Annotated in this window: 17 protein-coding genes; 6 read left to right on the top strand and 11 right to left on the bottom strand. The window is 68.0% G+C overall.

The genetic code is table 11. From position 1 onward, the window contains the following. Position 1 precedes the first annotated feature (1 nt). On the top strand, positions 2 to 889 hold the full coding sequence (locus ACFYWJ_RS20210) for an alpha/beta hydrolase (protein ID WP_355272851.1): 888 nt from the start codon (positions 2 to 4) through the stop codon (positions 887 to 889). 164 nt (positions 890 to 1053) lie between these two features. Here the strand turns inward: ACFYWJ_RS20210 and ACFYWJ_RS20205 are convergent, their stop codons facing one another. From ACFYWJ_RS20205 to ACFYWJ_RS20190, 4 genes are all read right to left on the bottom strand, one after another. Further along, complete coding sequence (locus tag ACFYWJ_RS20205; protein ID WP_355272854.1) at positions 1054 to 1857, bottom strand: hypothetical protein; 804 nt, start codon at positions 1855 to 1857, stop codon at positions 1054 to 1056. Then, positions 1851 to 2435 (bottom strand): hypothetical protein, encoded by a 585-nt coding sequence (locus tag ACFYWJ_RS20200; RefSeq protein ID WP_355272856.1) that lies wholly within the window; start codon positions 2433 to 2435, stop codon positions 1851 to 1853. The genes ACFYWJ_RS20205 and ACFYWJ_RS20200 overlap by 7 nt, the downstream gene beginning before the upstream one ends. Further along, positions 2436 to 3206 (bottom strand): hypothetical protein, encoded by a 771-nt coding sequence (locus ACFYWJ_RS20195; RefSeq protein ID WP_355272859.1) that lies wholly within the window; start codon positions 3204 to 3206, stop codon positions 2436 to 2438. It abuts the gene before it with no gap. Positions 3207 to 3291: 85 nt separating this feature from the next. After that, entirely contained in the window at positions 3292 to 3987 is a 696-nt protein-coding gene (locus ACFYWJ_RS20190) for a hypothetical protein (RefSeq protein ID WP_355272862.1), read from the bottom strand. 199 nt (positions 3988 to 4186) lie between these two features. On the opposite strand from ACFYWJ_RS20190, the gene ACFYWJ_RS20185 reads away from it, so the two are divergent. Both ACFYWJ_RS20185 and ACFYWJ_RS20180 read left to right on the top strand, forming a co-directional pair. Next, the gene (locus ACFYWJ_RS20185; protein ID WP_387162258.1) at positions 4187 to 5608 is read left to right on the top strand and encodes a hypothetical protein; all 1422 of its coding nucleotides are present in this window, start codon (positions 4187 to 4189) and stop codon (positions 5606 to 5608) included. Positions 5609 to 5664: 56 nt separating this feature from the next. Next, positions 5665 to 6600, top strand: a complete 936-nt coding sequence (locus tag ACFYWJ_RS20180) for a helix-turn-helix domain-containing protein (protein WP_355272867.1) — start codon at positions 5665 to 5667, stop codon at positions 6598 to 6600. Positions 6601 to 6665: 65 nt separating this feature from the next. On the opposite strand, the gene ACFYWJ_RS20175 is transcribed toward ACFYWJ_RS20180, so the two are convergent. The 4 genes from ACFYWJ_RS20175 to ACFYWJ_RS20160 all read right to left on the bottom strand — a co-directional run bounded on the left by ACFYWJ_RS20175 (position 6666) and on the right by ACFYWJ_RS20160 (position 11107). Next, complete coding sequence (locus ACFYWJ_RS20175; protein ID WP_355272869.1) at positions 6666 to 8000, bottom strand: pentapeptide repeat-containing protein; 1335 nt, start codon at positions 7998 to 8000, stop codon at positions 6666 to 6668. Positions 8001 to 8239: 239 nt separating this feature from the next. Continuing rightward, a complete protein-coding gene (locus ACFYWJ_RS20170) occupies positions 8240 to 9331 on the bottom strand; it encodes a lysostaphin resistance A-like protein (protein WP_355272872.1) in 1092 nt (363 codons plus the stop codon). Continuing rightward, complete coding sequence (locus tag ACFYWJ_RS20165) at positions 9315 to 9971, bottom strand: response regulator transcription factor (RefSeq protein WP_355272875.1); 657 nt, start codon at positions 9969 to 9971, stop codon at positions 9315 to 9317. Before ACFYWJ_RS20165 ends, ACFYWJ_RS20170 begins: the two co-directional genes overlap by 17 nt. Beyond that, positions 9968 to 11107: a histidine kinase gene (locus tag ACFYWJ_RS20160; RefSeq protein ID WP_355272878.1), complete on the bottom strand. Its 1140-nt coding sequence runs from the start codon at positions 11105 to 11107 to the stop codon at positions 9968 to 9970. The genes ACFYWJ_RS20165 and ACFYWJ_RS20160 overlap by 4 nt, the downstream gene beginning before the upstream one ends. A gap of 159 nt (positions 11108 to 11266) precedes the next feature. On the opposite strand from ACFYWJ_RS20160, the gene ACFYWJ_RS20155 reads away from it, so the two are divergent. After that, a complete protein-coding gene (locus ACFYWJ_RS20155; protein ID WP_355272879.1) occupies positions 11267 to 11749 on the top strand; it encodes a DUF6326 family protein in 483 nt (160 codons plus the stop codon). Between the two features lie 104 nt (positions 11750 to 11853). On the opposite strand, the gene ACFYWJ_RS20150 is transcribed toward ACFYWJ_RS20155, so the two are convergent. The 3 genes from ACFYWJ_RS20150 to ACFYWJ_RS20140 all read right to left on the bottom strand — a co-directional run bounded on the left by ACFYWJ_RS20150 (position 11854) and on the right by ACFYWJ_RS20140 (position 14688). After that, positions 11854 to 12711 carry a lysophospholipase gene (locus ACFYWJ_RS20150; protein WP_355272882.1) on the bottom strand — a complete coding sequence of 286 codons (858 nt, stop codon included), beginning with the start codon at positions 12709 to 12711 and terminating at the stop codon, positions 11854 to 11856. A 66-nt stretch (positions 12712 to 12777) separates the two neighbouring features. After that, on the bottom strand, positions 12778 to 13476 hold the full coding sequence (locus ACFYWJ_RS20145) for a helix-turn-helix transcriptional regulator (RefSeq protein ID WP_355272883.1): 699 nt from the start codon (positions 13474 to 13476) through the stop codon (positions 12778 to 12780). 213 nt (positions 13477 to 13689) lie between these two features. Beyond that, complete coding sequence (locus ACFYWJ_RS20140) at positions 13690 to 14688, bottom strand: nitronate monooxygenase family protein (protein ID WP_355272886.1); 999 nt, start codon at positions 14686 to 14688, stop codon at positions 13690 to 13692. 679 nt (positions 14689 to 15367) lie between these two features. On the opposite strand from ACFYWJ_RS20140, the gene ACFYWJ_RS20135 reads away from it, so the two are divergent. Continuing rightward, positions 15368 to 15859 (top strand): nuclear transport factor 2 family protein, encoded by a 492-nt coding sequence (locus tag ACFYWJ_RS20135; RefSeq protein ID WP_355272888.1) that lies wholly within the window; start codon positions 15368 to 15370, stop codon positions 15857 to 15859. Positions 15860 to 15897: 38 nt separating this feature from the next. Next, positions 15898 to 17142: an acyl-CoA dehydrogenase family protein gene (locus tag ACFYWJ_RS20130; RefSeq protein WP_355272891.1), complete on the top strand. Its 1245-nt coding sequence runs from the start codon at positions 15898 to 15900 to the stop codon at positions 17140 to 17142. Positions 17143 to 17163 lie beyond the last annotated feature (21 nt).

Genomic DNA, 17163 nt, shown 5'->3' with positions numbered 1-17163 from the left:
AGTGGTCAAGGGTTCCATGGCCCGCACGCCACCGCTCCCCACCGCCACCGTCGAGCTGCGCCGGATCGAGACCAACGGCATCCAGGCCAACGTCGCCCTGGCCGGCTCCGGCCCCGCGATCGTTCTGCTGCACGGTTTTCCGCACACCTGGCGACTGTGGAGCGAGATCATCGGCCCGTTGTCCACGCACTACCGGGTGATCGCCCCGGACCTCCGCGGGTTCGGCGCCTCCACCCGGGCACCGGACGGCTACGACGCCGGCACGCTGGCCGCCGATATCGCCGGGATCCTCGATGCCCTGGGCGAACCCACCGCCGACGTGGTCGCGATCGATGCGGGCACCCCGGTCGCCGTTCTGCTCGCCCTGCGCCACCCGGCCCGAGTACGACGGCTCGTGGTCATGGAGGCACTCCTGGGCAGGCTCCCCGGTGCCGAGGACTTCCTCGCCGCGGGTCCGCCGTGGTGGTTCGGATTCCACGCCGTGCCCGGCCTCGCCGACACGGTCCTGCTCGGCAACGAGGCGCGGTATGTCGATTGGTTTCTCGCCACCGGTACCCGGGGCCGGGGCGTGCGGACAGATATCCGCGACGCGTTCGTCGATGCCTACACCGGAGCCGAGGCCCTCCGGTGCGCCTCCTCCTACTACCGCGCGCTGCCGACCAGCGCACACCAGCTCGAGCTGGCCGTGGCGGCCCACCGGCTCACCACACCCACCCTCGCGATCGGCGCCCACCCCGTCGGCGACGCACTGGAGCGGCAGCTCCGGCTCTTCACCGATCACATTGCAGGACAGGTCATTCCGGAGTGCGGTCACATCATCCCGCTGGACCGGCCGAACGAACTACTCCACCTGGTGATGCCCTTCCTCACCGCCTCACGAGCCGCCTGATCTTCGCCCGATACCGCCGGAGCTCGCGCCTATCGTCCAAGACCGGTTGAGCACGGCCGATACCGTGTGGGTATCGGCCGTGCGCAGGTCCGGAACGCGCTAGGTGACCGGGACTCTCGCCGACACGGTGAGGGCGGAGAAGCCGGATGCGTCGGCCGCCGCGCTCACCGGCCCCGGGCAGTCGCACAGAAGATGATCGCCGGGTAGGTGGCGACGAACGCCCAGAAGAAGGTCGTCAAGCGCATGACGAAGGCGGTTCCCAGGTGCAGTAGCGCTCCGCCGATCAACAGCGTGTAGGTCAACACCGGGACACCGAGGAGGACCAGCGGAAAAGCGCACTCCAACGCGATGACCGACCAGCACATCGCCACCGCGACACCACGATGACGAGCCAGCACCCGCCCGGCCCAGGGGTTCCCGTAGGACTGGGTCGCCAGCACCTCGGGCAATGCCGCGCCACTGCGCCACAGCGGGCCGGCCAGCTTCGCCACCCCCGCGGTGAAGTACGCCAGACATGCCTGTGCCGTCAGGAACCACAGGACGATCTCGTCGGCGCGAGCCTGCCCCACGGCGAAGGCCAGAGCCAGCGCAGCGAAGACGATGACGGTCATCTGATCCGCCCCGTCGCCGCCGAACCGCGAACGCATGCCCAGCAGGATGTAGGTCACGGCGATCACGGCGGCAGCCACGACGTTGAGGGCCGACGACGGGCGCAGAACCAACAGGATCCCGCTGGCCAAGCAGGCCGCGACCAGACCCAGCACCCTCGGATAGACCAGCAGCTGTCCGACGCTGCGCTGGAAGGACTTCGTGGTCAACAACGGGAAGCTCGTCGCCGAGACCGGCCAGCTGGCCAGGGCACCGTCGGCGAGCAGCCGCGGAGTCGCCAGTCGCTCCAGCGATCCGATGATCACGGCGACCGACCCGATCGCCGCGGACAGGTGCAGCGCGTCGGTGCTGCTCAGCATCGACTCGCCGCCTCTCGCGTGACAGCCGGTCCGCCCGGATGCATGGCCGACACAAAAAGCACCTGGTGGTCCGGATTGTCGTCGGACCCCTTCGACCGCATGATGAGGAACTGGGTGGCATGCGCACGACGGTCCCGGGGAAGACTGCAGACGAAGTTGAGCATCGCGATATAGGACAGCGTGGTCTGAATCCGGTCGGTGTCACCGTTCAGCGACAAACCGTCTTTCAACAGTTCCAAAGTGATGTCGATCATCGCCTTGTTCTGCCTTCGGCCGGGATGCCACACCGCGCCCAGCCATTTCGCCGGCTTGCGCGGGCTGATCTCGCGCCAGGGCGCCAGTTGTCCGTCCACCGAGAGATCGCGGTAGAGCAGATGCAGGTCATCCGTGGCGGGCGAGGGGGCGAAGAAATGCCACCGCGGTAGCAGTCCGAGCACGTCGTGCGCGCGAAACCAGTGCTCCAGTCTGCCGGCTTCCCATTTCGCCACACTCCGGGGTATCTGACAGATCACCGATATGGCGAACCAGGTCAGCAGCAGGATGGCGAGCAGCGCGTAGACCAGATCGTCTATGGCCATTCAGTGCACGTGCCCGAGCGCTTCACGTCGGATATCCAGCAGTTCTCTCGCCGTCGCGGCTGGGCCCAATTTCTGGACCTGTTCGTCGGACAGGTGCTGTTCTATCTGCACCGGCGGGACGCTGACGGCACAACAGATCGCGGTGGTGAAGGCCACGGCCGTGACCATGATGAACGTGCCGTTCGGACAGCAATCCCCGTTGATCGTGAGGTTGGCCTCCAGCTGGTCGTTCGGCACCTGCGTCAACGCGGCGCGTTCGGCCGGCGTCAGCGGTGGCGCGTGCCGGAGGGCGACCGCCTCCAGCGCCGCGTCGGACTCGTCCAGCCGGTGCTCGATCAGCGTCAGATGCGACGGACTCAGTTCCCCACCGTTGTAGGGATTGTCCAGAATGACCACGCCGAGATCCGGTGGCGGGAAAACGTTGGTCGCGAGAGTCCTGCCACCGTATCGAATTGTCGCGAAGACAGGTGAGCGCTGGAGCAAACGCCAGGCCTGATAGACCGAAAGTCTCTTACGGTCCACGAACCGGGGCACGATCTCGTTTTCGACCATGTCGACATCACCGTCATGGTGGCGAATGGCGATATCGCGAACGCGCTGCAATATCGGATCGCCCTGAGCGGCGACGAAGACTCGAACAGCCCCGGGCGGGCAGAGCAGCGCGCGATCGGGCTGTGACGGGACATAATCCAGAATGTCGATCTCGCGATACCGCAGTGATCGAACAGCGAGCTCATCGGCTGCCAGATGCAGCAGGGTCTGCTCATCCACGTCTAGACCTCCCAGCATATCGGCGATGCCTTCAGGTTAGGTGGGTAAAATACCACACACCCCTATGGCACCCCATGCCTTCTGCTCAGGTCTCGACGAGGACCGCGGCATCCACATATCGTGGATCACGGGCGATCGCGGCGATATTCGAATCACCGCCGACGTCAACGGATTCCTCTTCCTCGGCCAATCGGTCGAGCAATTCGAAATAGCTCGCCTCGGCCGTCCGCAACGACGCGATCGTCGCCGTGAGATCGATGTCGGCGGTGAACCGCGCCCCGTCGACACCTACCGACAAGGTCGCCAGCCAACCGTCGGAATCGGCCGCGAACATCGCCCCGCTGGTCTCGGCCCAGAACAACACCGCGCTCGGCACCGCCGCAGTGCTCGAGCGCCCTGCCGCGGCGAGCATCACCAGCGCGGTATAGATGTTCGACTCGCAGAACCCGAAGTGCATCAGATACGCCTCGAGCGCTCCCTCCCGATATCGCAGGACATAGGTCAGCCCACCGGTGTCCTCCCCGAAGCAGTCGGCGAGATACTCCCGAGGTGTCATCCCCTCCTCGGCCTGCCCCCACTCCGGCGCCTTGCCGTCCCAGAACCACCGGTCATACATCGCGCCGCGGTTCTCGATGACCTCCGGCCCCGGCACCGGGGTCTCCAGCCACTGCTCGAATGCCGCCCGCCCCAGAGGAATTCGTGCGGCAACGACAAATGTGTCCGACACAACCGGCTCCTCATCGATCTCGACGGCGCCCACCATCTCGGGCCCGCGCGCCATCCTAAGATCTCGCCGCTTCCCCGGGCTGCCCGATCACCCAGCGAAATCGTTCTTGCGATCGACTCCCCCGGCCCCTAACCTCTACTCTCATCCGAATATTCGAACCACTGCCTCCGAATATTCGTCGAAGGACGGAGTTCTCCCGATCTGGTGAACCCGTCGGCACTGCACAACCAGGGAGTCGCCCGTGTTCGAGCGAATGGGTCGCGCCGCCACGGCGGCCGCGATCGGCATGACAGCACTGTTGACAGTCAGCACCGGCACCGCCGCGGCGGGCTTCGGTTCACTGCCGCCGGCGAACCCGCACCTGGGCCCACCGGGCACGGCAACAATGCACGGCGACGCCGAATCCTCCGACGCCACACCGTTCGCGGGTCCCGGGGCGGGGAACATCGACAGCGATTTCCGGGAGCTCGCCGCAGCGTGCCCGACCATCCTCCAGGGTGCCGACGGTCTACCGCAGGCCTTGTGCACCAAGATCATCGACCGGGCCCCGAAGGTCTTCCTGCTCGATCCGGCCAACGGCCGGCCACTCGCGTCGCTGGACCTCACCAAAGGCAGCCTTCTCGGCGGCGTCTATGCCTATCTGGACAGCAGCGACCGCATGGTCACCGTCGACGGCAGCGGCAAGCTGCTGCGTATCGGCCACCGCAGGAACGGCGACGACTGGACGGTCTTCATCGAATCCTCGACCGACATCTCCCAGGCCGTGACCGGGCACTGCGGCGGCGGAGATTGCGACGCGGTCAGCTCGGTCATGCCCGACTTCGACGGCCGGGTCTGGTTCGCCACCGACAATGCCGCGGCGGGCTTCTCCGACCCCGCGACGGGTGCGGTCCGCTCGATCGTGCTCGGTCCCGGCGAACAGGTCGCCAACAGCATCTCCACCGCGCCGGAAGGCGTGGCCATCGCCACCACGCACGCGCTGTACCTCGTCGACGTGGACGGCTCCGGCAATCCCCGGGTGGTGTGGCGGCAGGCCTACGACCGCGGCCCGGCCCGCAAACCCGGCCAGTTGTCCTGGGGCACCGGCGCCACGCCCACCTTCTTCGGCCCCGGCACCGGCACCGAATACCTGGCGATCACCGACAACGCCGTCCCGAAGGAGAACCTGCTCGTCTTCGACACCGCGACCGGCCACCGGGTCTGCTCGGTGCCGACGGTCGACGGCACCGAGAACTCCCCGATCGGCGCAGGCAACAGCCTGTTCGTCGCCGGCACCTACGGCTACCCGTACCCGGCCGTTCCGGAAGGCGCGGGGCCGAGCGAACCGGCCGATGCCGCGTTCACCGGTGGGATGGTGCGGGTCGACGTGATCGGCTCCGACTGCCGGGTGGTGTGGACCAACAAGGCGCTCTCGGCCGCGGTTCCCCGGCTCTCGGTGGCCGACGGCAAGATCTACACCGTCACCCGGCACACCATCATCCCGACCGGCAGCGTCGGGGTGACCGACAACTTCCGCTACACCGTCATCGACGCGGCCTCCGGGCGCATCGAGACCGAGAAGCTGATCGGCGCGACGGCCGTCCACAACACCCTGCAGATGGTCGGCACCATCACCCCCGATCGAACCCTCTACCAGGGCACGATGAGTGGCCTGTTCCGCATAGCACCACGCTGAGTGGCGTATGCGATCATCGGAGTCGATCGGTGGCCTGTGATCCGGGAGGGGGCGAGATGCGATCGGATTCGGCTCGTCCCCAGGATGATTCACCGCCCACCAGCCGGGTGGTCGCGGTCGTGGAACTCCTCGCCGCCCGCGGCACCGCGCTCTCGGCGGCCGAGATCGCCCAGTCGCTCGAACTGAGCAGGTCGACGGTGGGCGCCATCCTGTCCACGCTCGACCGGCACGGGTGGGTCCGGCGACAGCCCGACCTGGCCTACCAGCTGGGCCCCGGACTGTCGCGGGTCGGGCTCTCGGCACCGGCGACCCTCGTCGAGAGCACCGCGGTCGGCGCGGAACTCGAACGCCTGGCCGCTCGCGTCGGTTGTGGCGCCGCGCTCACCGTGCTGAACGGCGACGAACTCACCTTCGTCGCGGTCACCGGCGGCCAGGGGCTGATTCCCGCGGGCATCGAGAACGGGACCCGGATCCCGCTGCTCCCACCCGCCGGCGCCACCCTCCTCGCGCACGCCCCCACCGCGGCGCAGAACCGATGGCTCGACCGCGGCGACCCGGAGCGGCGCGCCGAGTTCCGTGGTGTTCTGGAAACGATCCGCACCACCGGCTTCTGCGCCTGGAGCCTGCGGCCCGGCGCGCTCACCGCGCTACGGGTCCTCTCCGACGTGGTCGACCATCTCGGCGACCGCCCCGCCACCGATGAACTGCGCGGGCGGGTCCTTGGCCTGCTCGGCGACGTCACCGGCAGCGCGCATACCGAGCACGACCTGCACTCCCCCGAGTCGCTGTCACTCGGCTACCTGAGCGCGCCCGTGCTCACCACCGAGAACCGCGCCCTCTTCGAAGTCCAGATCGGCCCCCTGCGCACCGAGGCCACCCTCCCCGAGCGTCGACACTTCATCGACGAACTCCGCGCCACCACGCGCCGGTTGGAGCGCATCGCCACCGGCGCAATGTCGACCGGGAAGCCGGGGAGAACACCGGCACCGTGACGGCTCGGTCAGGGAATTCGGTTCGGAGGGGCTCCTGATCGCGCCGGCGGTCGCCCTGAGCGTAGCTACCGAGCCGACAGGAGAGCCGGAGGCCATTCCGCCGGCTCGACGTTGGCGGGTTTTCGGCTGAAGTCCTGGTCCCAGTCGAAGACGGGCGCTGGCGGACCCCACTGTTCCGGGCGGACGAACGAGACTGTCTCAGTGCCGAAATCGACCTGGGCGAACGAGGCCGCGCCGGCGAAGGTCACGCGATCGAACCCGGTGACGCCGGAGAAGGAGGCGCTGACGAACCGGACGATGTCGGCGAAGGTCGCCCTACTGAACATAGCGCTGGAGAAGGAGGCGCGGTCGAACGTGGTGCTGCCGGAAAAGGCGGCGCGGTCGAACGTAGCGATGCTCGAGAAGATCGCACCGTCGAATCCGGTGGTGCTGTTGAACGTCGCGCCATCGAATCCGGCGGTGCCGGAGAAGGTCGAGCCCTCGAACGAGGTCGGACTGGAGAACATCGCGCCATCGAACTCGGCGATGCCGAAGAAGGCCGCACCATCGAACCGCGCGATTCCGGCGAAGATCGCGTCGGCGAACCCCGCGGTGCCGAAGAAGATCGCCTCACTGAGCCAGGCGGGCCCGGAGAAGGTCGCGCGATGGAACGCGGCGGTATCAGAGAAGGTCGCGCCACCGAACCTGGTGGTTCCGGAGAAGATCGCGCCCTCGAAATCGGTGGTCCCGGCGAAGGTCGCGCCACTGAACATGGCGAGTCCGGAGAAGGTTGCCGTGCCGAACCTGGCAGCACCCGAGAATTTCACACGGCTGAAGTCGACGTCCTCGAGATGTGCCGTGCGGAAGTCGAAGTCGCCGGCGGACCAGCTGTATTCGGCGGTGAGACGCAGGTGGTCAGCGATGACGCGGACGATGGTGGCGCGGACCTCGCGATCGTTGTGTCGATATTCGAGGTGGTGTTCCTGGTCGTCGGCACGGGTGCCGTCAGCGGTGGCGCGGTGATGTTTGAGGACGAGTTTGCTCTGGTGGTTGGCCCCGAGTTCGGGGCTGTAGGGCAGCCGTAGATAGCCACACAGCACATCGATGCACTGCTGACGGCGCAGTCCCTCGGATTCGTCGGCGACACCGGCCATGGCGTAGACCCCGGCGATACGGACCGCGACGTCGGTGGCGCCGAGCTGGGCAGCCGCGGCGCCGAAGCGTTCGACGAACCGGGACTGTTCGAGGTCACGTTGACGTCGGTAGGCGATCACCAGTGCGACGACACCGCCCACACCGGCGACGACGGTCAACGCGACACGGGTGACGTCGATCTCCGCGGCGGTCTTGTTCGCGTCGACCGGGGTGATCCTGCGCAGGAACCCGTACGCGACGAACGCGATGCCTAGGCCGGCGAGCAAAGCGAGCGTGACCGCTGGGAACAGCTGGATCCTTCCGGCGCGGCGGCCGAGCGCCGCGCGGGAGTTCCTGCTGAACCGAGCGCGCAGCGCGGCTCGTCTCGTATGTGCTTGCACGCCAGCGGCGCTCACCCTCCCAGCCATTGCTCAATTCTCACCGTATCCATGACCGACCACCAGATTTCAGTGAGGGCGCCGGCGTTCGGCATCGTGTGGACACGGCGCTCACGCCGCAGGCTTGGTCAGGGTCGCGGGAGTTCTCGCCCTTCGCCGCCGAGCTCTGGGAGGATGCGAGCTTCAGCAGATCCCTGGACGACCGGCGCCGGGCTCGTGCGCATGAGCCACAGCGCGGCGGCGAGCGTCAGCACCCAGCCGATCACTTCGATGAGCAGGTGGTCTGTCGCATCGGGAACCGATTGCAGCAGGAACACCCGGACGCTGTTGATCGCGCCGTGCGCCAAGACCGCCGGCCAGACACTGCCCGACCGCCAGCGAAGGGCGAGCAGCAGTGGCGCCCACGGCAGCATGCCCGCGAAATAGATGACGATGTCCCACGGTGGGCGGTCTCCGATGACGGCGAGCACCGGCAGGTGCCAGACGATCCAGACCGCACCGCTGACCAGGGCCAGCGGCCAGAAACCCCAGGACGCGGCGCGGGTCACCAGCCAGCCGCGCCAGCCGAACTCTTCGCCGATCGCGAAGACCGACTGCAGCACGAAGACCGGAACGACCCACACCGTCGCCATCAGGATCTGGTCGAGCGGGTTGAGCGGCCAGATCCCCACTGCCAGTGCGATGCCCGTCTGGATGGTGGCGATCGCGGTGATGAGGCCGATACCGATACCGGCCCACCTGGGTGTGCCGCGCCACCCGGTGGCGAAGGTCTCCCGGAAGGTTCCGGGTCGCCGGGCTCGCCACATGATGACCGCGGCGAGCAGCGGGGTCAGTTGCAGGATCGGAACGATCAGGTTGTCGACATCCGTGGAGACGAGCCGAAAGACCATCGGAATCGACAGCGCGTAACACAGTGCGATGGCGATCGCGAAGAACCACGCGACATCGGTGCCAGTCGATCCAGGAGAACCGCGGCGCGCACGAACTGTCGTCACGACTGCCCACCACCTCTGACAACAGAATCCCTGCCAACCCACTTTCGCTTCGACCGCGACGCCGACACCCGGCCACGCAGACCAGAATTCGTTGTCGGAGAACAGGAACCTCGGTTCATGCACGGACCGTAGCAATCTGTTTCGGGTCTCCGGATCCTGGAAAGACCCGGAAATGCACCCTGAAAAAGCCCCTACCCGGCTTCCGCCGCTAATCGGCTCGCACACGTCTGGTGTCGTAGGCCCACATCGCGATCTCGACGCGGTTGCGGGCCCCGAGCTTGCCCATCAGCGATGCGACGTGGCTCTTGACCGTGCTCAGGCCGACGAAGAGCTCGGTGGCGATCTCGGCGTTCGTCCGGCCGCGCGCCACCAGCGCGAGCACCTCCTCCTCGCGGTCGGTGAGCGGGTCGATGGGCTGGACCGGTACCGCCGGGGCCTGGTCGGCGAAGGTCGCCAGCAGCCGGCGGGTGACGTTGGGGGCGATCAGCGCGTCCCCGTCGGCCGCCGCGTGGATGGCCTGCACGAGGAGCTCCGGCCCGGCGTCCTTGAGCAGGAAGCCGCGGGCGCCCGCGCGGAGGGCGCCGAGGACGTACTCGTCGAGGTCGAAGGTGGTGATCACGACGACCGCCATCGGGTCCGTGACGCCCGGCCCCGCGAGGCGTCGCGTCACCTCGATGCCGTCGAGCCCGGGCATCCGGATGTCGACCAGGAGGACATCGGGACGCAGCCGGGTCGCCAGGTCGAGCGCTGTGAGCCCGTCTGCCGCCTCCCCCACGACCTCGAGGTCGGGGTGCGCGCCGAGGATCATCACCAGCCCGGTCCGGACCAGGTCCTGGTCGTCGGCGACGACCACGCGAATGCTCATGTCGGCGCCTCCACGGGCAGCATCGCCTCGACCAACCAACCACCCTCGGGCCCCGGCCCCGCGGTGAGCGATCCGCCGAGGAGCTTCACGCGTTCGGCCATGCCGAGCAGGCCGAATCCGGGCTCCGGGACCGGCCCCGGCGCGGTCTGTCCGTCGTCGCTGACCCGCAGCCTGACGGTGTCGCCCTCCCGGCACACGTCGATCGCGACGCGGGTCGCGCTCCGGGCGTGCCGGACGGCATTGGTCAGCGACTCCTGGGCGAGCCGGTAGAGCGCGGCGTCCACGGGTCGTGCCAGCCGGGTCAACGAACCGTCCAGCGAGACCTCGACGGTGGGCGTCGCGTCGGCACGCGCCAGGGCGGGCAGGTCCGCGACACCCGGCTGCGGTGCGTAGGCGACGGGTTCCTCCGCACGCAGCACCCGCACCATGGACCTCATCTCCGCCAGGGTTCGCGACGCTTCGGACTCGATCGCGGCCAGGACCTCGACAGCCTTCTCCGGCTGGACGGCAGCGACCACGCGACCGGCCTGCGCCTGCACCGCGATGGCCGAGACGTGGTGGGCCACGGTGTCGTGCAGCTCGCGGGCCAGCGCCACCCGTTCCTGATTACGGACCTCGCGCTGTTGGCGACGCCAGAGGTCGGCGCGGTAGCGGAACACCGCCGCCAGAGCGACGAACAACAGCAACAGGACAGTGCCGCCGAAAACGTCAGCCCAGCCCGCGGAAGCGGCATACATCCCCAGCGCGACGACGACGGCCACGAACGTCGTCCCCACCACGATCTCCCGGCCCGAGCCCCACCGCACCAAGGCGTAGAGCAGGATCAAATCGGCCATCATGGCGTAGAGGCCGAGGTCCCCGGCATGCGCGGTCAGCTGCAGCACCGAGAGCAGCCCGGCGGCAGCCCAGCCGACCAGAGCGGCCGGCAGCGGGTGGTTTCGCCGCCAGAGCAGGGCGGGTATCAGCGCCACGGCGAGCACCACTACCAGGGGTCGCCAGGCCAAGTCCGGCCGAACGATGCTCTCGACCGCGGCGGCAGCCGCGAACACGCCCACCAGCAGCCAGTCGAGGCGACCGATGGGTGGGGCGTCACCGGGCCGCGGCTCGTGCCAGAGGGAGCGCCGGACAGTGACCACGGCTTCAGCATAGGGATCGGCGCGCCTCGGCGGACCCGCCGAAAGTACGAGAGCGAGATCATGCCATCGGCCAGGCGAACTCCGGCCTCCGGGCCGGTGTGCCCGGCGTCGGGCTCGGCGATCGTGGACCTACCGATCCGCCCGACCACGGAGCCCATGATGAGCACACGTCAACCCACCACTCTGGACGACCAGCCGATGCCGGTGCGAGCCAAGCTCGCCGCAGCGTGGACGAGCTTCATGTTCCTGTACGCCTACGTGGACATTCTCAACTTCTTCACGCCCGGCGTCATCCAGGAGATCCTCGCCGGCAAGGTCTTCGAATTCGATCTCTCCCAGACGTTTTCGACCACGGCCCTGACCCTCATGGCCGTCCCGATCTTCATGATCTTCCTGTCGATGACGCTGCCCGCCGGGGTGAGCCGCGTCGCCAACCTCGTCGTGGCTTCGCTCTACGTTCCCGTCACGGCGTTCAACGTGACGGGCGAGTCCTGGCTGTACTTCTACGGCCTCGGCGTCGTCTTGGAAGTGGTCCTTCTCGTCCTCATCCTGCGGTACGCCTGGACCTGGCCCCGCACCGCGCCTTCGCCGACCAAGACGACCAGCTCGGCTGACACCGTTCGAGCACAGCAGCGAGCGTGAACCGAGAGCGGAACCGTCCCGTTCGGAACCGCTGACAGGCACCGCAACGGCATTCGCGACTTCATGCCCATCAGGAGCATGAAGTCGCGAAAGCAGCAAGCGGTTTACCCCGGACTCCGCTCACCATCAAGGATCCCGTCGATCCATGCGACGACGTCGGCCAGGATGACCGGGCCCTCGGGTTCATCCTCCACCCCGTGGTACATGCCCGGACAGGTCCGCAGTGTCGCCGACGGCACGAGGTCGACCACCCGGCGGCTGGCGGAGATCGGATTGATCAGATCGGCGTCGCCGTGCACCACGAGCAGTGGTGCGGAGACCCGGGTGGCAGCCGATGCCACCCGATCCATCTGTGCCAGAACATCGATCGCGAAGCGTGCCGTCGCCCGCCCGTGGACCAAGGGATCGGCGTACCGCTCGGCGACGACGGCGGGGTCGCGATTGACCCGCTCGAACCGCAGCCCGTTCGGCACTGTCAGGGTGGCGAAGACGCGGCCGAGGCTCCTGACCACGGCCACCTTGAGACGCTGGTTGCGCAGCTCCGAGTCGAAGGCGGGTCCGGTCGCCACCACCGCGGCCACGTCCGCCCCCGGCCGGTCCGCCGCGTAGAGGAACGCGTAGAGCCCGCCCAGGCTGTGCCCGTACAGCACGACCGGTGCGCCGCTCGTTCGCGCACGCTCGTGGGAGATGAGATGGTCCACGGCCCGCGCCGTCGACTCGTAACGGACGTCGCCGCGGCGTCCTTCGGATCGCCCGAATCCTTCGTAGTCCATCGCGAGCACGGAGAAACCGGCCGCGGTGAACAACCGAGCCGTGCTGTCGTAGCGGGCCGCGTGCTCGCCGAGACCGTGCAGGAGGACGACACTGGCCCGCGCGGGCCCGCGCGGGACCCAGCGCAGTGAGGTGAGTCGGGGGCCGCCGCCATCCGGGGTGAAGGAGTCGACGAGGGGTGATGTGTTCACGAGCAGTTCCTTTCCGGTCTGCTCGAGCCTCGCCGCTTCCCCGGTGTCCAGGATTGGACCAACCTGCTAGATCGGCAGGATCTCCCAACGGATCGTGCTGAACGCGGTGGGCGGAGCGCCGAAGGTTCGGCGACACGTCCGCGTGAGATGGGAGCTGTCGGTGAATCCCGCCAGGTGCGCCGCCTCGGTGAGCGTCCGGCCCTGCGCGACCGCCGCGGTCGCCCGGAGCAGCCGGAGCCATCGGACGTACGCCCGGAAGGTGATTCCGAGCTCCTCGGCGAAGAGATGGGACAGCCTGCTCTCCGACAGATGAACGGTCGCGGCGAGGTCGCGCAGCCGGATGGGTCGTGAGTCCAGCTCGGTCTGCAGGCGGGTGCGCGCGGCGGCGACTCCCGGATGCAGTGGGTGCGAGGTGTTTCCGGGAAAACGCAGGCGCCCTTCCACGTACGCACTGTGGCCCTGGGTCAGAGTCTGTCCTGCGTCGTGCCAGGCGCGAGCGTGGGACGGATCGTCGACCAGCTCGATCAGCTCGGCCCCCAGGGACGACTCGGGCTCGACGTGCGCCACGACGCCCCAGGCGCCGACGGCGCTGAACGCGTGCGGCTGATCGGCGGGAACGATCGCCGCGTTCGTCCGTCGCCGATTGCCTTGGCGATCCTCGATGACGAACGTTCCCTGGTGCGCGACGGCCACCTGCACGGAGTGGTGTGAATGTCGCGGCAGACTGCCCAGCGGACCCTCGATCTCGAGCACACCGGGTCGCATACGCCCTGTACCTGACCACCGCGAGATCAATGGTTCTCGCTCGTCCGACGCGTGCATCGGCTGAAATATACGCGGCGCGGAAGCGCTACCGGCAGCGCCGAGATCGACTCCGCCGAGCCACGCCCGCTGGCAACGGCCTGAAGGGCGAGCGACCACGAGGCCGGTGTCCGCCGGCTCGATGCGGAGCCGGCGGACACTCGCGACAGCGTGCCGCTAGCGGGCCGGCACCACCGCGCCGGCGAGATGATCGACCGTGGCCGCGAGATCGCCGCAGGCCTGCTCGTACTGTCCGCGCAGCGTCGCCACGAGTTCGGCGGTGGTCCCGGCCTCGGTGACGGCACCGATGCCCTGACCCGCACCCCAGACATCGCGCCAAGCCTTGGCGTCGGTGCCGGAGGAACCGAAATTCATCTGCGAGGGATCCGACTCGGGCAGGTTGTCGGGATCCAGGCCCGCGGCGACGATGCTGCCGCGCAGGTAATTTCCGTGCACGCCGGTGAACAGATTGCTGTAGACGATGTCGGCCGCGGTGGAGTCGACGATCATCTGCCGGTAGCCGGGCACCACATTGGCCTCGGCCGTCGACAGGAACGCCGAGCCGATGTAGGCCAGGTCGGCGCCCGCGGCCTGCGCCGCCAGGATCGACCGGCCGTGCGCGATGGAACCCGACAGCAACAGCGGACCGTCGAACCAGGTCCGGATCTCCTGGATCAGCGCGAACGGCGACTGGGTCCCGGCGTGCCCGCCCGCGCCCGCGGCGACCGCGATGAGCCCGTCGGCGCCCTTCTCGATCGCCTTGCGCGCGTACTGGTTGTTGATCACGTCGTGGAGCACGAGCCCGCCGTAGGAGTGGACCGCGTCGTTGATCTCGGTCCGCGCGCCCAGCGAACTGATCACGATCGGCACCTCGTGCTCGACGATCACCGCCATATCCTGCTCGAGCCGATCATTGGACCGATGCACGATCTGGTTCACCGCGAACGGCGCCACCACCGCCTCCGGATTCGCCGCCGCGAACGCCGCGTTCTCCTCGACGATGCGATCGAGCCAGTCGCCCAGCAGCGACGCCGGCCGCGCGTTCAGCGCCGGAAACGATCCGACGATCCCGGCCTGGCACTGGGCGATGACGAGCTCGGGGCCCGACGCGATGAACATCGGCGAGGCGACCACGGGCAGGGACAGGCGGCCGGAAAGCTGCGGGGGCAGTGCCATTGAATCCTCCGAAGGCAGGACGGACCGGCGGGCGGGCCGCCGGGCGAACGTCAGTTCCTGCACGATAAGAGCCCCACCGCCCGATATGCAACCAGTTGCATAGCAAGCGTGGCATCAATCACGTGCCCACCCGAGCCCGGGCCTCGAGTTCAGGACGGCGCACGGGCCGGCAACCGCGCGTCACCACGATCACCTCCCCATCGACCGACTTCAACCTCGAACTTGGTCGACCGTACGACTTCAATTCAGGCGACGACGCAGTGCGTCCCGCAAGGGCCTCGAAGGCCCCGAGCGCGGCGCGGAGCGCCGTTCCATGACGAATACCACCAGTTCCGAGTGGTTAGATCGCAAACACTCGCCCATCTCCTATTGCACCCACGGCCGCACTCGTTCTATCGTAATTCATACGGCCGACCGACTTACTTCGCGTTCCCTTCGATGGGAGACGCGGTCGGTTCGACCTCGACGGGCCTTGCGAACAGGTACCGGCACCACAGGCCCTCGGTTCGCCCTCTGGAGTGAGACGACATGACTCGACACGGCTCGTTCGACCGACCCGATCACCGGGAGCCGCACCGGGCCGCGCGTGAGGTCATCGCCCTGCTCACCACGGACCTCCCGGCCCCGGGCGCACCAGCGCCCTCCTGACAACCAACCGACAACCGAGGAGACCATCACCGTGCCCGACGACACCACACCCCACCTGCACCGGCCGGCGGACGTCTCGCACTTCGCCGCCGAAGCCGAACGAATCGCCAACGAAGGGCTCGTCGAGGAGCTGCTCGACCTGTTCGCGCCGGACGCGGTCGCCGACTGGATCATGGACGGCGCCCACGACCACCATCAGGGCATCGACGCCATCCGCGCGGCCACCACCGAACTCGTCGCCGTCGGCAAGGCCCTGCGTCTGCACGTCCGCAAGACCGTGCAGAGCGCCGACGACGACACCATCGTGCTGACCTGGACCGGTGGATTCGGTCGGAGCAACCGCCAGTTCGGCACCGAGATCTGGACCTTCCGCGACGGACTGGTGGTCCGCCAGCAGATGTACTCCTACCTCGACGTGCGCCCCAAGACCTCGCCACTGGCCGGCCTCCGGCTCCTGGCGACCTCACCCGCGGTCGTCACCACGCTCGTGAAATACCGCTGGCAGAACCGCTCTCGACGCTGACCGCAGCACTACCCACCGGGAAAGGCCCCATCGAATCCATGACCACCACGCCCGTGAACAGCACAACCACTGTCGCCCGCACGATGGATCGCATCTATCACGATCTGCTGAGCCCGTCGGACGTCCAGGAAACGCGCCGACGCGTTCGAGCACTGGCTGACGAGATCGTCGCGCCCGCAGCGCATTCGATCGCGACCGGCGACGAGCGAGTGGACGGGTTCCCGCGCCACGTGTTCGACGAACTCGCCGCCGGAGGACTCTTCCGGATTCCTTTCGGCGCGCAGGTCGGCGGCGACGGAGCGGCTCACCCCGCGACCGCGACCGCCGTAGCGGTCGAGGAGCTGGCCTATCATTCCAACAGCATCGCGGCCGTGTTCGACGTCGATTGCATCCTGGCAGGCAACGCGCTCACCCACGGCACCGCCGAGCAGCAACAACGGTGGCTGGCACCGCTGGTCGCCGGTGACATCGTCGGCTCCTTCGCGACCAGCGAGCCGGGAGCATCCAGCGACCTCTCCCCGCAGGCGGTCCAGACACTCGCGACGCGAGACGGCTCCCGCTGGCGCCTGCACGGACGCAAGCGCTGGATCACCAATTCCCCGGTGGCAGCATTCGTCGTGGTCCTGGCACGCACCGACGACCGGCTCACGACTTTCATCGTGCCCACCGACGCCGATGGGGTCACCGTGGGTGTGCCGGACCGCAAGATCGGAAACCGTGGCCAACTGACGGCCGACGTCGAATTCGACGACGTCGTTCTCGGGGACGAGAATGTCCTCGGCGAACCCGGGCAAGGACTGCGGATCGCGTTGCAGACACTCGTGTACGGCCGGATCGGGATCGGCGCCGCGGGCGTCGGGATGGCGCAAGCCGCGTTCGACCACATGGTGCATCATCTGACCACCCGCCATGCCTTCGGCAAACCGCTGGGCGCAAACCAGCATTGGCAGTTCGCCGTCGCCGACTACGCGACGCGGATCGAAGTCGCCCGCAACACCTATCTCAAAGCCGCACTGCGACTCGACAGCGGCATCGGATTTCCCGAGCCGGAAGCGGCGATGGCCAAACTGCTCGGCACCGAACTGTCGGTCGATATCGCCCGAGACGCCGTGCAGGTCTTCGGCGGAATGGGCTTCGTCGAAGAGCGCGGCGCGGACGGCGTCGTCTCACCGGTGTCGGCGATCTATCGCGACAGCAAGATCGGCGAAATCTACGAAGGCGCCAACGAGATCCAGAGATGGGTTATCGCGCGCAGCATCCTGGGCCGCGACATCACCGGTTGATCCGTACCCCGGCGAGCCGCG

Origin of the sequence: Nocardia sp. NPDC003269 (genome assembly GCF_042888005.1) — a bacterium.
Classification (GTDB): Bacteria; Actinomycetota; Actinomycetes; order Mycobacteriales; family Mycobacteriaceae; genus Nocardia.
Note: the sequence above shows the minus strand (reverse complement) of the source record. Positions and strands in the feature narration are given on the sequence as shown.